General features: G+C 60.8%; 21 protein-coding genes (1 of these 21 only partly in view). 14 read left to right on the top strand and 7 right to left on the bottom strand.

Translation table 11 applies throughout. The features are described from left to right. Window positions 1-7: 7 nt before the first annotated feature. From acuI to ACTG2W_RS12490, 3 genes are all read left to right on the top strand, one after another. Window positions 8-988 (top strand): acrylyl-CoA reductase (NADPH), encoded by a 981-nt coding sequence (gene acuI / locus ACTG2W_RS12500; protein ID WP_201906719.1) that lies wholly within the window; start codon window positions 8-10, stop codon window positions 986-988. Window positions 989-1062: 74 nt separating this feature from the next. Continuing rightward, window positions 1063-1188, top strand: a complete 126-nt coding sequence (locus ACTG2W_RS12495) for a hypothetical protein (protein ID WP_005339521.1) — start codon at window positions 1063-1065, stop codon at window positions 1186-1188. Between the two features lie 137 nt (window positions 1189-1325). Then, a complete protein-coding gene (locus ACTG2W_RS12490; protein ID WP_042054791.1) occupies window positions 1326-1658 on the top strand; it encodes a DUF2799 domain-containing protein in 333 nt (110 codons plus the stop codon). A gap of 20 nt (window positions 1659-1678) precedes the next feature. Here the strand turns inward: ACTG2W_RS12490 and ACTG2W_RS12485 are convergent, their stop codons facing one another. Then, the gene (locus ACTG2W_RS12485; protein WP_005339525.1) at window positions 1679-1843 is read right to left on the bottom strand and encodes a hypothetical protein; all 165 of its coding nucleotides are present in this window, start codon (window positions 1841-1843) and stop codon (window positions 1679-1681) included. Window positions 1844-1955: 112 nt separating this feature from the next. Continuing rightward, window positions 1956-2390, bottom strand: coding sequence for a flagellar basal body-associated protein FliL (locus ACTG2W_RS12480; protein ID WP_005339527.1), 435 nt, complete (start codon window positions 2388-2390; stop codon window positions 1956-1958). A gap of 145 nt (window positions 2391-2535) precedes the next feature. Between ACTG2W_RS12480 and ACTG2W_RS12475 the strand changes: the two genes are divergently transcribed. Further along, window positions 2536-3072, top strand: a complete 537-nt coding sequence (locus ACTG2W_RS12475; protein WP_005339534.1) for a chorismate--pyruvate lyase family protein — start codon at window positions 2536-2538, stop codon at window positions 3070-3072. After that, entirely contained in the window at window positions 3069-3938 is an 870-nt protein-coding gene (gene ubiA, locus ACTG2W_RS12470; RefSeq protein WP_005339536.1) for a 4-hydroxybenzoate octaprenyltransferase, read from the top strand. The genes ACTG2W_RS12475 and ubiA overlap by 4 nt, the downstream gene beginning before the upstream one ends. 69 nt (window positions 3939-4007) lie before the next feature. On the opposite strand, the gene plsB is transcribed toward ubiA, so the two are convergent. Beyond that, window positions 4008-6431, bottom strand: coding sequence for a glycerol-3-phosphate 1-O-acyltransferase PlsB (gene plsB, locus ACTG2W_RS12465; protein ID WP_106844582.1), 2424 nt, complete (start codon window positions 6429-6431; stop codon window positions 4008-4010). A gap of 204 nt (window positions 6432-6635) precedes the next feature. Here plsB and lexA point away from each other — a divergent pair, with 204 nt between their 5' ends. The 4 genes from lexA to dinF all read left to right on the top strand — a co-directional run bounded on the left by lexA (window position 6636) and on the right by dinF (window position 10158). After that, the gene (gene lexA / locus ACTG2W_RS12460; protein WP_005339540.1) at window positions 6636-7259 is read left to right on the top strand and encodes a transcriptional repressor LexA; all 624 of its coding nucleotides are present in this window, start codon (window positions 6636-6638) and stop codon (window positions 7257-7259) included. Window positions 7260-7658: 399 nt separating this feature from the next. Further along, on the top strand, window positions 7659-7958 hold the full coding sequence (locus ACTG2W_RS12455) for a hypothetical protein (protein ID WP_106844583.1): 300 nt from the start codon (window positions 7659-7661) through the stop codon (window positions 7956-7958). A 209-nt stretch (window positions 7959-8167) separates the two neighbouring features. Next, window positions 8168-8794, top strand: a complete 627-nt coding sequence (locus ACTG2W_RS12450) for an SCO family protein (protein WP_005339543.1) — start codon at window positions 8168-8170, stop codon at window positions 8792-8794. Between the two features lie 2 nt (window positions 8795-8796). Then, window positions 8797-10158, top strand: coding sequence for an MATE family efflux transporter DinF (dinF, locus tag ACTG2W_RS12445; protein ID WP_106844584.1), 1362 nt, complete (start codon window positions 8797-8799; stop codon window positions 10156-10158). A gap of 13 nt (window positions 10159-10171) precedes the next feature. Here dinF and trmL read toward each other — a convergent pair whose 3' ends face one another. The 3 genes from trmL to ACTG2W_RS12430 all read right to left on the bottom strand — a co-directional run bounded on the left by trmL (window position 10172) and on the right by ACTG2W_RS12430 (window position 12758). Next, entirely contained in the window at window positions 10172-10636 is a 465-nt protein-coding gene (gene trmL / locus ACTG2W_RS12440) for a tRNA (uridine(34)/cytosine(34)/5-carboxymethylaminomethyluridine(34)-2'-O)-methyltransferase TrmL (RefSeq protein WP_106844585.1), read from the bottom strand. Window positions 10637-10710: 74 nt separating this feature from the next. Continuing rightward, window positions 10711-12081, bottom strand: a complete 1371-nt coding sequence (locus ACTG2W_RS12435) for an ATP-binding protein (RefSeq protein WP_440016246.1) — start codon at window positions 12079-12081, stop codon at window positions 10711-10713. After that, on the bottom strand, window positions 12063-12758 hold the full coding sequence (locus ACTG2W_RS12430; protein WP_005339549.1) for a response regulator: 696 nt from the start codon (window positions 12756-12758) through the stop codon (window positions 12063-12065). The genes ACTG2W_RS12435 and ACTG2W_RS12430 overlap by 19 nt, the downstream gene beginning before the upstream one ends. Before the next feature lie 85 nt (window positions 12759-12843). Between ACTG2W_RS12430 and fieF the strand changes: the two genes are divergently transcribed. The 4 genes from fieF (at window position 12844) to ACTG2W_RS12410 (ending at window position 16300) form a co-directional block, all read left to right on the top strand. Beyond that, the gene (fieF, locus tag ACTG2W_RS12425) at window positions 12844-13755 is read left to right on the top strand and encodes a cation efflux pump FieF (protein WP_440016244.1); all 912 of its coding nucleotides are present in this window, start codon (window positions 12844-12846) and stop codon (window positions 13753-13755) included. An 8-nt stretch (window positions 13756-13763) separates the two neighbouring features. Next, a complete protein-coding gene (cysE, locus tag ACTG2W_RS12420) occupies window positions 13764-14543 on the top strand; it encodes a serine O-acetyltransferase (RefSeq protein ID WP_005339552.1) in 780 nt (259 codons plus the stop codon). A gap of 20 nt (window positions 14544-14563) precedes the next feature. Then, the gene (locus tag ACTG2W_RS12415) at window positions 14564-15844 is read left to right on the top strand and encodes a hypothetical protein (protein ID WP_440016243.1); all 1281 of its coding nucleotides are present in this window, start codon (window positions 14564-14566) and stop codon (window positions 15842-15844) included. A gap of 246 nt (window positions 15845-16090) precedes the next feature. Next, window positions 16091-16300, top strand: coding sequence for a cell division protein ZapB (locus ACTG2W_RS12410; RefSeq protein WP_005339554.1), 210 nt, complete (start codon window positions 16091-16093; stop codon window positions 16298-16300). A gap of 72 nt (window positions 16301-16372) precedes the next feature. Here the strand turns inward: ACTG2W_RS12410 and elbB are convergent, their stop codons facing one another. Beyond that, window positions 16373-17023: an isoprenoid biosynthesis glyoxalase ElbB gene (elbB, locus tag ACTG2W_RS12405; protein WP_005339556.1), complete on the bottom strand. Its 651-nt coding sequence runs from the start codon at window positions 17021-17023 to the stop codon at window positions 16373-16375. A 399-nt stretch (window positions 17024-17422) separates the two neighbouring features. On the opposite strand from elbB, the gene polA reads away from it, so the two are divergent. After that, window positions 17423-20086, top strand: partial view of a DNA polymerase I gene (gene polA / locus ACTG2W_RS12400; RefSeq protein ID WP_440016242.1) — the 5' portion only. The gene runs 102 nt beyond the window's last position; only the first 2664 of its 2766 coding nucleotides appear in the window; it begins with the start codon at window positions 17423-17425; its stop codon lies off the right edge, out of view.

The raw sequence follows: 20086 nt of genomic DNA, 5'->3' as shown, positions 1-20086 counted from the left end.
GGCAACCATGTTCAAGGCTCTGTTACTGGAAAACCAAGACGGCAAGACTGTACCGACTCTGACCCGGCTGGCCGAGAGCCAGTTGCCGGAAGGTGAAGTGCGGGTGGCGGTCGCTTACAGCTCCATCAACTACAAGGACGGGCTGGCCATTACCGGCAAGGGCAAGATAGTGCGTCAGTGGCCGCTGGTGCCCGGCATCGACTTCGCCGGCACCGTGCTTGAGTCTGCCGACAGCCGCTATCAGCCCGGCGACAAGGTGGTGCTGACCGGTTGGGGTGTGGGCGAAGGGCACTGGGGCGGCATGGCCGAACAGGCGCGGGTCAAGGGGGACTGGCTGGTGCCGTTGCCCGCCGGGCTGGATGAACGGCAGGCCATGTGCATCGGTACCGCCGGTCTCACCGCCATGCTCTGCGTGCTGGCACTGGAAGAGGCGGGCATTACTCCCGAAAGCGGCGAGGTGCTGGTCACCGGCGCGGCTGGCGGCGTGGGCTCCACCTCGGTTGCCCTGCTGGCAGCCCTTGGCTATCAGGTGGCTGCGCTGACCGGTCGTCCGGAAGAGCAGGGTGCCATGCTCACTGCGTTGGGTGCCAGCCGCATCGTGCCGCGCAGCGAGCTGCTGGTGCCTGCCAAACCGCTGGAAAAACAGCTGTGGGCCGCTGCCATCGACACCGTCGGCAGTCAGGTGCTGGCCAAACTTTTGACCCAGATGAACTATGGCGGCGCCGTGGCGGCCTGCGGGCTGGCGGGCGGTTTTGATCTGCCGACCAGTGTGATGCCCTTCATCCTGCGCAACGTGCGGTTGCAGGGGGTCGATTCGGTGATGTGCCCGTTTGAACGTCGTCAACTGACGTGGCAGCGACTGGCACGGGATCTTCCTGCCAGCTTCTTCGCTCAGGCGGTCACCGAGATTGGGCTGGAGCAGGTAGTGGAGGCCGCCGAGGCCATCACGCAAGGCCAGATCGCCGGCCGGACTCTGGTCAAACTTTGAACTCTTTCTGACTGGCGAGCCCGATAATTCCGGATAAAATTGGAGTGCGGGTGAACTATCCAAGGAGAGTGAAGATGGGTGGACACAAGCCGGATTACGACTCCTCTGATGATGACTGGGAGCCGGATTCCTGGGAAGAAGAGCTGGATCAGTGGGAAGATGAAAGCTGGCAGGATGATGACACTTTCGATGACCAGTGAACCACGGCATTGAACGAACAGGCGGGCTTTGGGCCCGCCTGATTTTTTTGCCGCGCTCACATGGCTGAGTGTTCGCCCTTGGTCAGGGGCGGGGCGCTGGGTAGAATGAACAGCCCAAATGACGCTCAAGGATGACTATGCGACTCTCCATCATATTGTTGGCTGCCCTGCTGGGTGGCTGTGTCTCCAACGATGATCCCTGCGAGAAGGTATGGAGTGAGGTGGGGGAGGCGGATGGCAAGCTGGGCTTCACCACCGAGCGGATCGAGTTCCATCAGGGGCAATGTGGCAAGAAGGTGGATCCTGAACTGTGGAAGCAGGGACATCAGAAGGGATTGGCATGGTATTGCCGCCCCGAGCACCTCTATCTGGCTGGCCGCTCAGGCGAGGAGTATCGCGGCGTTTGCCCGAATGATACCCAGGCGCGCAGATTGTTCGAACAGGGGCGTCAGGGGTGGACCGATCAATAACACCCTGACAGGGAGGGGCGTTACTCCTCTTTCAAGCGCAGCGGCTGGCAGAGGTAACCCTTGTCATTGGCACTGCGGGCGCACTTGCTGCAGACAAACTTGGGTTTGCGGACTATCTTGCGCAACGCCTTGAGATCGGTGGGGATCTCGTGACGGCGCCATTCACACAGGGTTTTGCTGCCCATAACGACTACCTCTACGACTTGACGGCCGTATTGTAATCGATTTTCATTTCGAATAAACCGGCAAAGCTCGCTTATTGGCCGATATGCCAATAAGCGATTGTTTCGGGAGGGATTACTGGTAGAGGAACTTGGTGAAGATAAGCTCGCGTACCGCTTTCTTGCCGGTCTCTTTCACCAGCAGTTCGTTGACGGTTGTCTCGCACTCCTTGCGCAGCTCTTCTCGGTTGGTCAGGGACTTCACTTGATCGGCATTTTTGCTGCCAATCAGGCGGATGATGGCATCGCGGATCAGCGGGTCATGCTGCTCCAGCAGTTTGAGGTCGGCTTCGTTTTCCGCCATCAGCTCTACCGTGACCCGGATATAACCGAGGGTTTTGCTATCACTCAGGTAGTTGGTGATGATGTCGGGATCGAGCGCGTGGTAGGAGAAACCGGGCTTGGCAGCCCCCTCTGCGCCCTCGGCGGGCGGCTCATCTTCAGCCAGAGCTTGCTGCTGCAGGGCGCCACAGCTCAGTAACAACACCAGCAGAATTTTGAAGATCTTCATATAGATGGCTCATCAGCAAGAGATAACCCATTTTTGATGTTGCCATCGGGGCCGTCAAGCACGGATGTTCTTACATTTCGCTATTGATTTACGGATAATAAACCGGATTTTAACCTGAACACGGAAATCTCTGGATGGTGAAGCTGTGAAGTCCGAGTTGACTGTTCCCCTCACGCCGTTAAGCGGGTGGCTGGCCCCCGAATGTTGCGAATTGCCCGCCAGCTTGCGCCCCTGGCTGCTGGAGCCCGGCTCCATGACCCGGCGTCTGCGTCAGCACAATCGCCACTTTTCGGTGGAGTGGCTGGGCAATCACCCGGTCGCCCTTACTGCCGATGAGCAGTGGCTGGTGGATTCGGCCTCGCCGGCCGGTACCTGCCGCGAGGTGATCCTGCATGGGGATCGTGGGCCCGCCGTGCTGGGCTGGACCCTGTTTGCCGATGACGCATTGCAAGGGAGCGGCATTGCCGAGCTTGGCGAGCAGCCGCTGGGTGAGCGGGTATTTGGCCATGAGCCTGCCCGCCGCGATCACCTGCAGCTGGCCCGTTTCGATATTGCCGCCAATCCCCGTTGCCCGGCCGCCACTGTCTGGGGGCGTCGTTCCCGTCTGTTTCTGGGGCAGTGGCCACTGCTGGTGCACGAGCTGTTTCTGCCCTCTCTCGTCTGTGACAAGGAGCTGGAGTGAATCTGTTAACCAAGGAGCGGGGACTTGCCTACATGCAGTTGGCCCGCGTCGACAAACCCATAGGCACTCTGCTGCTGCTGTGGCCAACCCTGTGGGCGCTTTGGCTGGCCGCTGGTGGCCTGCCCAATCTCTGGGTGCTGACCGTGTTTGTGGTCGGGGTCTTTCTGATGCGCTCGGCAGGATGCGTGATCAACGACTATGCGGATCGCAACTTCGACGGCCATGTCAAACGCACCGCTGGTCGCCCCTTGCCCACGGGTAGAGTCAAGCCGTGGGAGGTGCTGGCGCTCTTCTTCGTGCTGGCGCTCATTTCGTTTGGTCTGGTGCTGACCATGAATCCGCTCACCATCGGCCTGTCGTTTGTCGCCCTGCTGCTGGCGGTGAGTTACCCCTTCATGAAGCGCTTTATCTCGAATCCCCAGCTGGTGCTCGGGATGGCCTTCTCCTGGTCGATCCCGATGGCCTATGCGGCGCAGGCGGATGCCCTGCCGCTGGTGGCCTGGCTGCTCTTCTTCGCCAACCTGCTCTGGACGGTGGCTTACGACACCCAGTACGCCATGGTGGATCGAGATGATGACCTCAAGATCGGCCTCAAATCCAGCGCCATCCTGTTTGGCCGTTACGACAAGCGGATCATCGGCGCACTGCAACTCTCGACACTGCTGCTGTTGCTGGCGGTCGGGCAGCTGATGACGCTGGGGGGCTGGTATTACTGGGGATTGCTGGGGGCGGCGGTGCTGTTTGTCTATCAGCAGCGGCTTATTCGTGAGCGGCAGCGGGAAGCCTGCTTCCAGGCGTTTCTCAACAACAACTATGTGGGGGCGCTGGTGTTTGCCGGTCTGGTGCTCGATTACCTGCTGGCGTGACATGTTCCCGCGCAGACTCCGATAAAAAAGAAGGCCGCATCATGCGGCCTTCTTTGTTTGCGTTGCAGGTCAGAGCTGATTGCCTGCCTGAATGGTGCGGCGGATCTTGTTGCTCAGCAGCGGCACTATGTTGTCGGCCAGCGCCTGGAAGCGGCCGAGATCCGGCTTGCACTCGGGAGAGAGGTAACCCTCTTTGCGCAGCGTGTGGATCAGGGTGCTGAACAGCTTCTGGTCGAAGAACTCGGGGGCGTTGATGCCGTGCAGGGTGCCGAGGCGCTCTGCCATCATCAGGCCGTCCGCCTCCAGCTGCTCCGCCTCGATATGAGGCTGTGCCAGCACCCGGGTAAGCACGATGGCGTAGCGTTGCAGGGTCTCCTGAATGCTCTCAGCCAGCAGCAGCAGGCGCATCTGGTTGGCCGGATTGACCCAGTAGCCGTCATCGCGGGTCTCGATCAGTTGCTGGGTCTGCAGCGTGTCGAGCAGGCTGTCAACCAGCGCCGGTAGCTCATCCTCTTCATAACGCAGGAACAGCTCGGTCTTGAGCAGCGGATAGATGTCGATGCAACGAGCCATGATCTCGCTGCGGGAGATCCCCTCGCAGCGTTCGATTAGTGCCGCCACCAGAGAGGGCATGGCAAACAGGTGGAGGATGTTGTTGCGGTAGTAGGTCAGCAGGATCGCCTGATAGCGGTCGAGACTGATGATCTGCCCCAGTTTGTCCTCGCTCACCTCGAACTTGTTGAGCTCCATCGCCTGATCCAGCAGGGTCTTGGCATCCTCATCAGGAATGGTGCTCTGCGGGCTGTAGGGCACCGCCTTGAGCAGATCCAGATAGGTGTTGAGCTGGGCCTGCAATTCGTCGCGGGTCAGGGCGTGGCGCTCGGCGGCCAGCAGCGCCAGTGCGCTCAGGGTCAGGCCGTTGACCGCGGCAGCGCCGTTGATGCGGGTCATCAGCAGTTCGGCCAGATTGTTGACAGTGCCCGCCATCCACTCCGGACGCTCCTCTTCCCCGATGTGCTTTTTCCAGTCGGGAATATGTTCGCTCAGGTAGCTGTTGAGGGTCAGCGGCTCGCCGAAGTTGACGAAACCACGGCCGTAGTTGCGCAGCTTGCGCAGGATGCCGAGCACCTGCAGGAAGCTCTCTTTCTCCTTGCGACTCCCCTTGAGCTCGTTGTGGTAGGTGTTCACCTCCATCACGTGCTCGTAACCCAGATAGACCGGCACCAGAGTGACCGGCCTGTCCAGCCCGCGCATCATTGCCTGCAGGGTCATCGCCAGCATGCCGGTCTTGGGCGGTAGCAGACGGCCGGTACGGGAGCGACCGCCTTCGGTGAAGAACTCTACCGAGTAACCCTTGGCAAACAGCAGGTTGAGGTATTCCCGGAATACCGTGCTGTAGAGCGGGTTGCCCTTGAAGGTGCGGCGAATGAAGAAGGCGCCGCCGTGGCGGAAGATGGGGCCCGCCGGCCAGAAATTGAGGTTGATGCCTGCCGCGATATGGGGCGGCACCATCCCCTGGTGGTAGATGACGTAGGAGAGCAGCAGGTAGTCCATGTGGCTGCGGTGGCAGGGAACGTAGACGATCTCGTGCCCTTCCTGCGCCAACTGGCGTACTTTCTCGGCGCCATTGACCGACAAACCGCGGTAGAGCTTGTTCCACAGCCAGCCGAGGAAGCTCTCGCCCAAGCGGATCAGCCGGTAGGAGAAGTTGGAGGCGATCTCGTCCATGTAGCCATGGGCACGCTTCTGCGCCTTCTCGAGACTGATCCCTTCGCGCTGGGCCTCCTCTTCAATCGCCTGCTGGATCACCGCGGAGTCGAGCAGCTGCTTGAACAGCAGGTTGCGGTTCGGCAGTTTCGGGCCGGTGGCGGCCAGCTGCTGGCGGCTGAAGTGGGTACGGGCCACTCGCGCCAGCTTGTGGGCGATCGCCTCGTCGGTGCCGTGTTTGTCCGCCATATAGCGCAGGGAAAGCGGCGGCGAAAAGCGCACCAGATTCTCGCGACCCTTGAGGATCACGATGAGCGCTTTCTTCAGCCGGTTCGGCGCCAGGCTGCTGATGATGTTGAGGCCGGAGGCTTCTTCCCCTTCCCGACCCGGAGCGCGGCCCCAGAACAGGGTGACGGGCACCACCTGGATATCCAGCTCGGGATCCTGCTTGTGCAGATCCAGCAGCTGGTGGAACTCCTGCAGGAAGGGGAGCGGTTTGCTGCGTTTGCCAAACAGGGGAGGCGGACGGTCCAGACAGACATAGCGCGGCAGCAGCTGGCCGTTCAGTTCCAGCGGCGTGAAGGGGCCGGGCAGACCGAGATCCTCGCAGCACTGCTGCAGGGTCATCAGGTCGGTGATCGAACTGGTTTTCAGGGCATAGACGATGGGTCTGGCCGGATCCAGATTGAGTTCTGTGATGGGATTTTCCGGCAGGCTCTTGTGATTGACCAAGCCGCTGACCGGCCATTGCAAGATGGCTCTGGAAATCTTCTGTCCTAGGGACATGTGCGTCTGCTCTCCAAAAAAATGCGGCGTGAGCATAGCAAATCGACAGCCCCTTGTCGCCGAGAGGTACGATGAGTCGGCTGCGCAGGATCAAAACAGCAGTAAATGAGGGGTTGGTTGCGACAAATGTCAGCTGCGCCTTGCCTTGGCCACTGCACTGTATATACTGCCAGTGTGCTGTATAAAAAGACAGGTGCCAATTCTATGAAACCCCTTACCCCCCGCCAGGCCGAAGTGCTGGAGCTGATCAAGGTGAACATGAGCGAGACCGGCATGCCGCCGACTCGTGCCGAGATTGCCCAGAAGCTTGGTTTCAAGTCGGCCAATGCGGCCGAAGAACATCTGAAGGCCCTGGCCAAAAAAGGGGTCATCGAGATCATGCCGGGCACGTCCCGCGGCATTCGCCTGTTGCTCGAAGAGGAAGAGGTGCTGGAAGAGAGCGGCCTGCCGCTCATCGGCAAGGTGGCTGCCGGTGAACCCATTCTGGCTCAGGAGCATATCGAGAGCCACTATCAGGTTGATCCCGCCCTGTTCCACCCGCGCGCAGATTTTCTGCTGCGGGTGCAGGGGATGAGCATGAAGAATATCGGCATTCTGGATGGCGATCTGCTGGCGGTACACAAGACCCAGGAGGTGCGCAACGGTCAGGTGGTGGTTGCCCGTCTCGATGAGGATGTCACCGTCAAGCGCTTCCAGCGCAAGGGTAGTCAGGTATGGCTGCTGCCGGAGAATGAAGAGCTCTCTCCCATCGAGGTAGATCTATCCTGCCAGCAGCTCACCATCGAAGGGCTGGCGGTCGGGGTGATCCGCAACGCCGACTGGATGTAATCATCCCCGCCAACTGCTTTTGCCACACGGCCTCCTTCGGGAGGCCGTGCTGTTTCTGGCGCACTTTCCTTGTCATATCAAACAGATCATCGGTGGCGGCATTTTTGTCCTGCGCGACCGGCTACCAATCATCCATTTCAGATATATGCTCAGATCAGTGCCCTGTCGCCGAGACTGGGCTTGGCGCCTCCCTCTGACCATCGCAATGCGCAGGACGGGAGGGCCGGTAACAACGAGAATCGGGCAGTACACCTTCACGGGATATGAAGGGGGAGTGGGGAGATCCCGAGCCTTGTCGGGCAAAGGGGACCACTCGTAATGGTTGCAGATAGTCGTGACGGGCCTGTTCCCAGTTCAGGCCGACGAAGCAACATGACCTGTCGGTCAAGGAGGACTGGTATGGCATCAAGATCGCCATGGGATTCAGAGGCTGGGGCTGCGCCAGCGGAATCGTCAATCACCCGTTTCGTCAAAGGTAGCCGGATTACCTGGTTTTACGGTCTCTGGCTGCACCATCGTGGTTCGCACTGGACGCTCTGGCTGGGATGCCCGAAAGAGAAGGTGGTGCGTCTGGTGCTGCTGTTCAAACGTGGTCATGGCGATCGCCAGGGGGAAGAGGGCTGGCTGGCCCCCGTGATTCCCATCGGCGTGCGGGCCATCGGCAAGATGTTGCAGCAGGGGCGTAACGCTCGCCCCTGAGCAGAAGAGACCAACAAATCCATCCATAACCGGCACCCAAGGGGGCCGGTTTTTTTATGGCCGCAACTGGCGATTAATTATGCCAAATGGTCGACTCCTGACAGGGCGTTGCACAAGGTTGAACCACCTTGGCGGCTCGCTGGGGTACAATGCCCCCTCTTGTCCGGTCACTGCTGGCCATCTGCCTCGAACTGAAAGGGTCTCTTGTTATGATGAAGCTCCGCTATCCCCTGCTCTTTCTGCTGCTGACAGCCTGCCTGATCCTGGTGTTCTACGCCACGCAGCCAGAGCAGCCGGAACAGGCCGACTACTATCCGGCGGGGCGGGACATCAACGATTTTGCCTTTACCGATGCGGACAACCAGCCGTTCACTCCTGCCAACCTGAAGGGGCACTGGACCTTCCTGTTCGTCGGCTACACCTTCTGCCCCGATATCTGCCCCACCACCCTGGCAGATATGCGTTCCGTCTATGACCAGCTGAAGAAGATGGCGCCCGACAGTCAGGTGGTGTTTATCTCGGCGGATCCCCAGCGTGACGATATTCCACGCCTCAAGACCTATACCGCCTTCTTCAATCCCGAGTTCAAGGCGGCCACCGCCCCCCACGACAAGCTGTTTCCGTTCGTGCGCAATCTGGGGCTCATCTACTCCATCGCTAATCAGGGGGAGAAGGATTACCTGATCGATCACTCCGCCTCCATCGTGCTCATCAATCCCAAGGGCAAGCTGCAGGCGGTATTCCGCCCGCAGGTGGCGCCGGGTCAGGTGCCCCGGGTGCAGATGGCCACCATGCTCTCTGACTTCGCCCGCATTCTGAAGCTGGCAGGCCACTGAGCGTGACCCCAGCTGTTGCCCCCTGGTGGCGAGATCCCTCTAGCCACCGCGCCGTCTTTGCGCTCGCCCTGCCCATGGTTTTCTCCAATATCACCACCCCCTTGCTGGGGCTGGTGGACACCTGGGTGATCGGTCATCTCGGTCAGGCCTGGTTTCTGGGGGGCGTCTCGGTCGGTGCGACCCTGATCAACCTCATCTTCTGGTTGCTCGGTTTTTTGCGGATGTCGACCACCGGCCTGACGGCGCAGGCGCACGGCGCCGCCGACGGTCGTGCCCAGCTCGATACCCTGATGCGGGCGCTGGGGCTGGCCATTGCTCTCGGCCTGGCGCTGCTGTTGTTGCTTTTTCCCCTGTTGCCACGACTGATCGCCCTGAGTGGCGGCTCGCCCGAGGTGCAGCTCTATGCGGGCCAATATGTGGCGGTGCGGATCTGGAGCGCCCCGGCGGCGCTCTGCAATCTGGTGGTCATGGGCTGGCTGTTGGGGATGCAGGATGCCCGCAGCCCCATGGTGATGTTGATCCTCACCAATCTGGTCAATATGGCGCTCGATGCCCTGTTTGTGCTGGGACTCGGCTGGCAGGTGCGGGGTGTGGCGGCGGCCTCGGTCATGGCGGACTACTGCGCGCTGGCAGTCGGAATCTGGCTGGTACGCCGTCAGCTGCGGCAACTGGCGCCGACGGTGTGGCAGGATGGTTGGCAGCGCTGGCGGCAGCTTGCGCCCATGGTGCGGTTGCTCGGCCTCAACCGCGATATCTTCCTGCGCTCCCTCTGTTTGCAGCTCTGTTTCGCCTTCATGACTCTGCAAGGGGCACGACTGGGGGATGTGGCGGTGGCCGCCAATGCGGTGCTGCTCAACTTCCTGATGCTCATCTCCTACGGACTCGATGGTTTTGCCTATGCGGTGGAGGCCATGGTAGGACGAGCCATCGGTCAGCGGGATCGGCAGAAACTGCGGGAGGCCATCGTGCTCAATCTGGGCTGGGCCGCCCTCATTGCCAGTGGTTTTACCCTGGTGTTTGCCCTCTTCGGTGCCCACCTTATCGGCTATATCACCGACATTCCGGCCGTGGTGGCGGAGGCAAATCGTCAGCTTCCCTGGCTGATCGCCATGCCCTTGCTGGCGGTCTGGTGCTTCCTGCTGGATGGCGTATTTATCGGGGCGACCCGGGCCCGGGTGATGCGCAACAGCATGTTGCTGGCCGCGTTTGGCGGCTTCTTCCCGATCTGGTGGCTCTGTCAGTCGTGGGGCGTGGCCGCGCTATGGGCGGCGATGGCGGCGCTGATGGTGGGGCGCGGTCTGTCGCTGGGGGTCACTTGCTGGCGGCTGGAGCGCAGCGGGCATCTGCTCGACGCCCGCCACTGATCATCGGTGGCGCTTACATGGCACCGTCGTAGCCGAGCTGGCGCCAGCTCTCGTAGACAAAGACAGACACCGCGTTGGATAGGTTCATGCTGCGGCTCTGGGGCACCATAGGGATGCGCAGCCGCTGCTCGAATGGCAGACTCTCGATGATCTCGATGGGCAGGCCGCGACTCTCCGGGCCAAACAGCAGGGCATCGCCAAGGGCATATTGTGCTGCCGAGTGCGCGGTGAGGCCCTTGGTGGTGCAGGCAAACACCCGCTTGGGCGCCACGGCGGCCAGAAAGGCCTCATAGCTCGGCCAGCGCTTCACCTCGGCAAACTCGTGATAGTCGAGTCCCGCCCGTTTTACCCGCTTGTCATCCCACTCAAATCCCAGCGGCTCGATCAGATGGAGCCGGTAACCGGTATTGGCGCAAAGCCGGATGATATTGCCGGTGTTGGGCGGAATTTCCGGCTGGTAGAGGACGATATCGAGCATGACGAGCTCCTGCAAAGAGATGTAAAGCCAAGAAGGGGCGCCAGCATACCCAGCGCCCGTCCGGATGAAAAGGATCAGGCGATGGGCAAGTGGATGGTGATGGTCAGCCCGGTCGGGTGATTGTTGCTGGCCGCAATGGTGCCGCCGTGGCGCTGGATCGCCTCCGAGGCGATGGCCAGCCCCAGCCCGGTGCCGCCAGTCTTGGCGTTGCGGGCATCATCGACCCGGAAGAAGGGCTGGAACAGCAGCGCCTGTTGCTCGTCAGGCACCCCGGGGCCGTCATCCCGAATGGTCATCACCCACTCCTGCCCCTCCCGATACCAGTCCACCTTGATGAACTCGCGGGCATATTTGAGGGCGTTGCGCAGGGGATTCTCCACCGCCCGGGCTAGCAGCTCGGGCCACATCTGGATCGACTCTGCGGGCAGTGGCGGTAGTCTGAGCTGTTTGCCGCTCTGGTTTGCCTCGAACATGGCATCTTCGAGGATGGGTTCCAGCAGGTCGGCCAGCGGGTGCACCACCGGCGCCTCTACATGCTGCTGCACTCGCGACAGATCCAGCAGATCGCCGATCAGCTTGTCCAGCCGCCCGATCTCCGATTCGATCCGCGCCAGCTCGGCGCTGTCACCCTGCTTGCGGCGGATCAGCGCCTGTGCCAGCTGCATCCGGGTGAGGGGGCTGCGCAGCTCGTGGGAGATATCGGAAAGCAGCTGCTTCTGCTTCTGGATCATGCTCTTGAGCGTCTCCACCATGCGGCTGACGTTATCCGCCAGCTGGCCGATCTCGTCGCCCCGTCCCAGGTTGGGGATTTGTACCTCCAGATTGCCGGCCGCCAGTTGGGAGACCGATTTCTGCAACTGCAGGATGGGGCGGGTCAGCCGCCAGGCGAGCAGCAGGCAGAGCGGGGTGCTGACCAGCATCGAGATGCCCAGAATGCGGATCGGGTGATCCAGCACCTGAATAAACAGGAACAGGTAGGGATTCTCGGCATTGAGGCCGAAATAGACGTGATAGCGATGACCGTGGTGCTCCATCAGGAAGGGGCCGGCGATCGCCTTGCGATCCTCGTTGCCCAGCATGGGATTGGCCGGGTCATCGGCGTCCACCATAAAGCGCACCACGAACTTGCGTGGATGGGTGGTGGACTGGATCTGCCCCTTCTCGTCGCGCAGGTAGACGTTGTCCACCGGCAGCATGGCGATCTTGTCCATCGCCTTGGCCAGATCAAAATCCTGATCCGGCTCGGCGGCGTTGAGCAGGGCCTGCACGTTGTTCTGCATCCGCGCGACTTCGTGGGTCGGCAGCGGGATCTGGTTACGGGGATCCAGGGTCGGCAGGCTGATCACGGCGGCCAGCATCACCAGCAGCATGAACCAGAACCAGAGGAAGATATGGGTCGAGATCCCGTTGAGGGAGTTGATGCGCTCTATTCTTGCTCTAGCCACAGGTACCCGCGCCCCCGTACGGTTTTGAAGCGTGGCTGGCCATCGGTGCGGTCCGGCAGCTTCTTGCGCAGGTTGCTCAGGTGCATGTCGATGGCCCGATCGAAGGGTTCCAGCTTCTTGCCCAGCACCTGCTCGGAGAGGTGGCTCTTGCTGACGATCTGGCCGGGATTACGCAGCAGGCACTCCAGCAGCCCGAATTCGGTGGCGGTCAGCTCCAGCAGCTGTTCGCCGCAGCGGGCCTGCTGCAGGCCGGGTTGCAGCACGATATCCATGAAGTGCACTTCGTCGGAGGAGTTGCCGCGCTGGGGCGGGGCGCTCTGGGTACGGCGCAGGATGGCGCGCACGCGGGCGAGCAGCTCCCTGTCATCGAATGGCTTGGCCAGATAGTCGTCGGCGCCCGCTTCCAGACCGTTGACCCGATCCTGGCTGTCACCGCGGGCGGTCAGCATCAGCACCGGGGTGTCGTGGGTCTTGCGCAGCTTGGTCAGCATGGCAAAGCCGTTGAGCTTGGGCATCATCACATCCAGCAACACCAGATCGAAGCTCTGCTCCGCCAGCCGTTGCAGCCCCTCTTCACCATCCTCGGCGACCGTGACCTGAAATCCCTCCAAGGTCAGAATTTCGGTGAGCAGTTGGGTCAATTCAAGATCGTCGTCGACCAGGAGTATTCTGTTCATCTGGTGTTATTCCGCAGATTTTCGCGCCAAACTGACGCCGGGGTCAGGGTATAATAAGTTTTTCATCGCCAGAGGAAAGCCGGTTTTGAGCCATCAACAATATTACCGTTGGGTGACCTTTGCCAGCATAGCGGCGGTCACCACCGCTACCTTGCTGATCATCGGCAAACTGATCGCCTGGCTGATGACCGACTCGTCGACTCTGCTGGCGTCGCTCACCGACTCCTTCATGGATGTGAGTGCCTCCATCATCAACCTGCTGGCCATTCGCTATGCGCTGGCCCCCGCCGATGACGAACACCGTTTCGGTCACGGCAAGGCGGAGTCGCTGGCTGGCCTCATCCAGTCGGCCTTTATCTCCGGCTCCGCCCTGCTGCTGGTGATGCACGGAATTTCATCCCTGCTCAATCAGGCGCCTATCCTGCGGCTGGAGGCGGGTCTCTGGGTCAGCGGTGGCTCCATCGTGCTGACCCTGCTGCTGGTCAGCTTCCAGAGCTTTGTCATTCGCAAGACCAACAGTGTGGCCATCAAGGCCGACATGCTGCACTACCGTTCCGATCTGCTGCTCAATGCCGGTGTCTTGCTGGCGCTGGTGCTGGCGGGGCAGGGGTGGTACTGGGCCGACGGCCTGTTTGCCATCCTGATCGGGCTATTCCTGCTGTGGGGGGCGGGACACATCGGCTACGAGTCGGTGCAGGCGCTGCTCGATCGTCAGTTGCCAGCGGAAGAACAAGCGAGAATAATGGCGCTCTGCTGTGCCGTAGAAGGTGTACACGGCGTACATGACCTGCGCACCCGTCAATCCGGGCCGACCCGATTCGTACAGTTGCATCTTGAACTGGATGATCAGATCCCCCTGGTCAAGGCCCATCAGATCGCCGATGAAGCCGAGCTGGCGGTACGCCAGGCATTCGAGCGGATGGATGTCATCATCCACATGGACCCCATCTCGGTGCTGACAAAAGAACAACAGAGCCCTCACCCAGAACAACAGTAGGCTGCAACATGGATGAACTGGTTGCCAAAACCTGGCACAAAATTCAGCAAGAAGCGGAGTGCATGGCGGCCCAGGAGCCGATGCTGGCCAGCTTCTTCCACTCCACCATTCTAAATCACAAGAATCTGCGTTCGGCCCTCAGCTTCCAGCTGGCCAACAAACTCGACAGCGCCACCATGCCCGCCATCGCTCTGCGCGAGGTGATCGAGCTGGCCCTGCGCAGCGAGCCCGAGCTGCTGACGGTAGTAGCGGCCGACATCTGCGCCGTGCAGGAGCGCGATCCTGCGGTCGATCTCTTCTCCACCCCGCTGCTCTATCTCAAGGGGTTCCATGCCCTGCAGGGTTATCGGGTCGCCAACTGGCTGTGGCGTCAGGGGCGCCGCTCGCTGGCCCTCTATCTGCAAAACCAGATCTCGGTGGTGTTCGGGGTGGATGTGCACCCGGCCGCCCGCATCGGCAAGGGAATCATGTTCGACCACGCCACCGGCATAGTGGTGGGCGAGACGGCGGTGATTGAGGATGATGTCTCCATTCTGCAGAGCGTGACCCTCGGCGGTACCGGCAAGGAGAGTGGCGATCGCCATCCCAAGATCCGCGAAGGGGTGATGATAGGGGCGGGCGCCAAGGTGCTCGGCAATATCGAAGTGGGCGTGGGCGCCAAAATTGGCGCGGGCAGCGTGGTGATCAACCCGGTGCCGCCTCATACCACGGTCGCTGGCGTACCCGCCAAGATCGTCGGCCGTCCGGAGTGCGACAAGCCTTCACTGGATATGGATCAGTGTCTCTGATCTCCCGGCCGGAGTAGTCGATGGCCAAACGTTGGTCGGGTTATCTGATTTTGGGGATGTGGCTGCTCAACCTGCTCCATCTCTATCTGGGACTCTCCCCCTGGCCAGCGGCCATGGCGGCCTGGGGGGCGTCACTGCTCACCTGGCCCTGGCTGGTGGGGGCCGCCAAGCGGCAGGCGCTGGCCTTGTATGGTGCGGCGCTCTTGCTGCTCTTCTTCTCCTGGTGGCAGGGAGCGACCCTCACCGCCGGTGACTGGCTGCTGCCCAACATCAATATGCTCACCATGTTTGCCGCGGTGAGCACCCTCAATCTCGCCACCTCGGGTCTCTTGACCGGCACCACCTCCTGGACCGGGCGCAAGGGGCTGTGGAGCACCATGGCCAGCCTCAATCTGCTGGGGGCCGTCATCAACCTCTCGGTGCTGTTTATCATCGGCGATCGGCTGGAGCGTAATGGCACCCTGGAGCGGCGTCAGGTGATGGTGCTGAGCCGGGTCTTCTGTGCCGCCGCCTTCTGGTCACCTTTCTTTGTCGCCATGGCGGTAGCGCTCACCTATGCGCCGGGCTTGCAGCTCTCCCATATTCTGCCGTTCGGGATCCTCGCCGCTTTGCTGGCGATGGGGCTGACTGCCTGGCAGGTGGAGCGGATCGGAGTGGCCGACTTTGCCGGTTATCCGCTGCGGCTGCAGACTCTGGGGTTGCCGGTCACGCTGGCGCTGCTGGTGCTGCTCATCAAGCAGATTTGGCCCCAGCTCGGCATTCTGGCGGTGATCGCGCTGGTGTCCCCGCTGCTGGCGCTGCTCTTTATGCCGAGGGTTGGGCGCAAGGCGGCCCTCAAGCGGCAGGTGGTGGAGCGCTTCCCCGCCATCGGTGGTCAGCTGGTGCTGTTTCTGGGGGCCGGTTTGCTGGCGGCAGGCATCAACAGTGCGTTGTCGGTCATCGATCTCGGTGCCGGTCACGGCCTGTCGCTGTTCAACCACTTTGGCTGGCTTGAGGCATCCCTCACTCTGCTATTGATTTTGCTGGTGGCCATCGTCGGGGTGCATCCGCTTATCAGTATCTCCGGGTTGGCGCCGCTGCTCTGGCCGCTGGCGCCGGATCCCAGCCTGCTCGGCATGTGTTTCCTGCTGGGGTGGGGGCTTGCCACCGGCACCAGTCCGCTCTCCGGCTCCAATCTGGCGCTGGCTTCCCGCTACAACCTCAGTGCCGGGCTGATCCTGCGCTGGAACCTGCTCTACGGCCTGCTGATGTATGTGGTCGCCTGTCTGTTGCTGGGGGCTTATATCGCCTTGCATGGATAACGGCGGCGCCGTCAGGAGGGTGCCAATGATGCCCGGGTGGCGGGGCTTTTTACACACGGTTCAGTGTGTTGTCGCGGCTCGGGCGCAGGATGCGAGAAAAATAGACGCATATTTAGACAATACATCTATGGAAGGCGCATTTTACAGCGCACTGGCTTGTTTGTGCCGATGCGCTCGGGGTATGCTGGCTTCACGCGCTTGAATCGCCCTCTGTGGGGCATCGCAATTGAACAAACAGGTATGCATATGTCACTAGAAGTCCTTGAGCAACTCGAATCCAAAGTACAATCCGCCGTCGACAACATCTCCCTGCTGAAGATGGAGCTGGACGAGCTGAAAGAGCAGAACAGCAAGCTGCAAGACGAGAATCATCAGCTGCGCAACGAGCACACTGCATGGCAGGAACGTCTGCGTGCCCTGTTGGGCAAAATGGATCAGATGGGCGAAACCATCTAATTCATCGCCTTCAGGCAGAATTGAAAACGGGCCGCTCCATGAGCGGCCCGTCTGTTTTTGGCAGGGCGGGGATTACAGCGCCAGCAGCTGCTTGACTGTCTTCTCGATGCCGTCTGCCGCTTCGACTATGTTGTTGGCCAGCATGTAGGCGGGGGTGGAGATCACCTTGCGCTCCTGATCCACCACGAATTCGTTGACCGGGCAGTTGAGATGGCTGCCACCCATCGCCTCGATGGCGTTGGCGGTACCCTCGTCATGGCCGATGGTCGCCAGCGTCCCGGCACCATAGATGAGCGGGATCATGGCGGGTGCGATGCAGATATAGGCGGCCGGTTTGTTGGCTTTGGCAAAGCTCTGGCACGCTTTCAGCACATCGGGCTGGATCTGGCACTCGGCTCCTTTGATAGCGAAGTCACACAGGTTTTTGGCCGCGCCAAAGCCGCCGGGCACCAGCAGCGCGTCGTAATCGGCCGCATCCAGCTCGGCCACATCCTTTATCTGGCCACGACAGATGCGGGCCGCTTCGACCAGCACATTGCGGCTCTCTCCCTCGCTCACTTCACCGGTCAGGTGGTTGATGACATGGAGCTGCGCCACGTTCGGAGCGAAGCACTGGACGGCGGCTCCCTGACGGGCCAACGCCAGCAGGCTGATGACGGCCTCGTGGATTTCGGCCCCGTCAAAGACACCGCAGCCACTCAAAATCACGGCCACTTTTTTCATGGCAAACTCCTCGTTGTTGAAAATGTGAGCCAGGATGGATTGTGTACTTTTGTATGGTTATCGCTCGCCCTCCGCTGGTCAAGTCATCTTGCTGTGCTAGGATTGTTTCGTTTTGGATCCTGCCGTACCTACTCCCTTAAATCTTTTTCCACATTGATCGAGATCATTCTAACTGTCTCACGATCGGTTTTTACGATCTCAATTCATTGTTTTTAATGACTTTTTATATTCTTATGCACAGTTTTATCACTGTGCGCCATGATGCGCCCCATTTTTGAACACAGAGTTATCCACAGGTTGAGTCCCTTTATCAGGCGCTGTGTGCTGTTGCTGCGCCCCTTGGTGTGAGGGGGGCCCTGTGGCATCCTAGCGGCTGTTTATCTCTGGCAGGACGATTTCATGGCCCCTAGCAACCCCCTTATTCTGGTCGACGGCTCCTCTTATCTTTACCGCGCCTTCTTCGCCTCCCAGCAGGCTGATCTGCGCACATCGACCGGTTTGCCGAGCGGCGCCGTCCGTGTCATGGCCAACATGATGCGCAGCCTGCGCAAGCAATATCCTGACTGTCATGTGGCCGTGGTGTTTGATGCCAAGGGCAAGACCTTCCGCGATGACATCTATCCCGAGTACAAGGCGACCCGTGCCAGCATGCCGGACGATCTGCGCAGCCAGGTTGCCCCGATCCACCAGATGATCAAGGCGATGGGTTTCCCCTTCCTGATGGTGGAAGGGGTTGAAGCCGACGACGTGATCGGCACCCTGGCCCGCCAGGCGACCGAGAAGCAGCTGCCGGTGCTGATCAGCACCGGTGACAAGGATATGGCACAGCTGGTCTCCGACCATGTCACCCTGATCGACACCATGAAAGATGTGAAGACCGATCGGGAAGGGGTGATCGAGAAGTTTGGCGTACCGCCCGAGCTCATCATCGACTATCTGGCCCTGATGGGTGACAAGGTCGACAACATTCCCGGCATGACCGGTGTCGGCGAGAAGACCGCGCTGGCCCTGCTGCAGGGGATCGGCAGCATCGACGAGATTGCCGCCAACCTCGACAAGGTCGCCGCCCTCGGCTTCCGTGGCTCCAAGGCGTTCGCCGACAAGTTCCGCGAGCAGGAGGAGCAGGTTCGTCTCTCCTATCGACTGGCGACCATCAAGACCGATGTCGAGCTGGAACAGAGTCTGGAAGAGCTGTTGCTCAAGCCGGTCGACAAGGAGTCCCTGCTGGCGGTCTATCGCGAATACGAGCTGCGCAACCTGATCAAGGAGCTGGAATCCGGTGGTGAAGAGGGGAGCGAGAGCGCCGGACAGGGCGACGCTGGCGATGAGAGCGCCGCTCCGGTTGCCGCCATCGAAACCGACTACCGCTGCATTCTGGACGAAGCCGAGTTTGACGGTTGGCTGGAACAGTTGAAAGCGGCACCGCTGTTTGCCTTCGATACCGAAACCACCAGTCTCGACTATATGGAGGCGCGGATCGTCGGGGTCTCCTTCGCCGTCGAACCGGGCAAGGCTGCTTATGTGCCGTTTGGCCACGACTATCTGGGGGCACCGGTACAGCTGAGCGAGGCCGTGGTGTTGGGCAAGCTCAAACCGCTGCTGGAAGATCCGACCCGTCTCAAGGTGGGGCAGAATCTCAAGTACGATCGCAACGTGCTGCTCAACCACGACATCGACCTGCAGGGCATCGCCTACGACACCATGCTGGAATCCTACGTGCTCAACTCCACCGCCAGTCGTCACGATATGGATTCGCTGGCCAAGCGTTATCTCGGAGTCGAGACCACCTCCTTTGAAGATATCGCGGGCAAAGGGGTGAAACAGCTCACCTTTAACCAGATCGAGCTGGAGCAGGCCGCTCCCTATGCGGCGGAAGATGCCGATATCACCCTGCGTCTGCACCAGACCCTGTGGGGTCAGCTGGAGGCCGTGCCGGGTCTCGCCAAGGTATTCAGTGAGATCGAGCTGCCGCTGCTGCCGGTATTGGCGCGGATGGAGTTGCTCGGCACCACCATCGATCCCAAGCTGCTGCACCAGCAGAGCCAGGAGATCGAGCTGCGCTTGGCGGAGCTGGAGAAGCAGGCCCATGAGCTGGCCGGGCAGGAGTTCAACCTCTCCTCGCCCAAGCAGCTGGGGGAGATCCTCTTCACCAAGCTGGGCCTGCCGATCATCAAAAAGACGCCGAAGGGGGCACCGTCCACCGCAGAAGAGGTGCTGGCCGAGCTGGCGGAGACCTACGAGCTGCCGCAACTGCTGATGGAGCACCGTGGGCTGGCCAAGCTCAAGTCCACCTACACCGACAAGTTGCCGCTGATGATTAAGCCGCAGACCGGGCGGGTACACACCTCCTATCATCAGGCGGTAGCGGCTACGGGCCGTTTGTCATCATCTGATCCCAACCTGCAGAACATCCCGGTGCGCAACGAGCAGGGGCGCCGGATCCGTCAGGCCTTTATTCCGAGCGCCGGTTACAAGCTGGTGGCGGCGGACTACTCCCAGATCGAACTGCGCATCATGGCGCACCTCTCCGGTGATAAGGGGCTGCTGACCGCCTTTGCCGAGGGCAAGGACATCCACAAGGCGACCGCCGCCGAGGTGTTCGGCGTGGCGCTCGATGCGGTCACCACCGATATGCGCCGCAGTGCCAAGGCGATCAACTTCGGCCTCATCTATGGCATGAGTGCCTTCGGTCTGGCCAAGCAGTTGGGGATTGGCCGCGCCGAAGCGCAGAAGTACATGGACCTCTACTTCGAACGCTACCCGGGCGTGCTGGAGTATATGGAGCGTACCCGTCAGCAGGCGGAAGCCCAGGGCTATGTCGAGACCCTGTTTGGTCGTCGCCTCTATCTGCCGGATATCAAGTCACGCAACGCCGGTCTGCGCAAGGCTGCCGAGCGGGCCGCCATTAACGCCCCCATGCAGGGCACGGCTGCCGATATCATCAAGCGTGCCATGATCAATGTGGACAGCTGGATCCGCGGTATCGAGGATGAGTCGATCCGCATGCTGATGCAGGTACACGATGAACTGGTGTTCGAGATCCGCGAAGAGAAGCTGGAGGAG

Source organism: Aeromonas sp. 96A (genome assembly GCF_051919165.1).
In the GTDB taxonomy this organism is placed as follows: Bacteria; Pseudomonadota; Gammaproteobacteria; order Enterobacterales; family Aeromonadaceae; genus Aeromonas; species Aeromonas veronii.
This window is presented reverse-complemented; position numbering and strand designations above follow the sequence as displayed.

Bases quoted from the DNA above. Each gene is read 5' to 3' on its own strand.
- acuI (WP_201906719.1), top strand. From the start codon at position 8: ATGTTCAAGGCTCTGTTACTGGAAAACCAAGACGGCAAGACTGTACCG.
- ACTG2W_RS12495 (WP_005339521.1), top strand. From the start codon at position 1,063: ATGGGTGGACACAAGCCGGATTACGACTCCTCTGATGATGACTGGGAG.
- ACTG2W_RS12490 (WP_042054791.1), top strand. From the start codon at position 1,326: ATGCGACTCTCCATCATATTGTTGGCTGCCCTGCTGGGTGGCTGTGTC.
- ACTG2W_RS12485 (WP_005339525.1), bottom strand. From the start codon at position 1,843: ATGGGCAGCAAAACCCTGTGTGAATGGCGCCGTCACGAGATCCCCACC.
- ACTG2W_RS12480 (WP_005339527.1), bottom strand. From the start codon at position 2,390: ATGAAGATCTTCAAAATTCTGCTGGTGTTGTTACTGAGCTGTGGCGCC.
- plsB (WP_106844582.1), bottom strand. From the start codon at position 6,431: ATGTCCCTAGGACAGAAGATTTCCAGAGCCATCTTGCAATGGCCGGTC.
- lexA (WP_005339540.1), top strand. From the start codon at position 6,636: ATGAAACCCCTTACCCCCCGCCAGGCCGAAGTGCTGGAGCTGATCAAG.
- ACTG2W_RS12455 (WP_106844583.1), top strand. From the start codon at position 7,659: ATGGCATCAAGATCGCCATGGGATTCAGAGGCTGGGGCTGCGCCAGCG.
- ACTG2W_RS12450 (WP_005339543.1), top strand. From the start codon at position 8,168: ATGATGAAGCTCCGCTATCCCCTGCTCTTTCTGCTGCTGACAGCCTGC.
- trmL (WP_106844585.1), bottom strand. From the start codon at position 10,636: ATGCTCGATATCGTCCTCTACCAGCCGGAAATTCCGCCCAACACCGGC.
- ACTG2W_RS12430 (WP_005339549.1), bottom strand. From the start codon at position 12,758: ATGAACAGAATACTCCTGGTCGACGACGATCTTGAATTGACCCAACTG.
- cysE (WP_005339552.1), top strand. From the start codon at position 13,764: ATGGATGAACTGGTTGCCAAAACCTGGCACAAAATTCAGCAAGAAGCG.
- ACTG2W_RS12415 (WP_440016243.1), top strand. From the start codon at position 14,564: ATGGCCAAACGTTGGTCGGGTTATCTGATTTTGGGGATGTGGCTGCTC.
- ACTG2W_RS12410 (WP_005339554.1), top strand. From the start codon at position 16,091: ATGTCACTAGAAGTCCTTGAGCAACTCGAATCCAAAGTACAATCCGCC.
- elbB (WP_005339556.1), bottom strand. From the start codon at position 17,023: ATGAAAAAAGTGGCCGTGATTTTGAGTGGCTGCGGTGTCTTTGACGGG.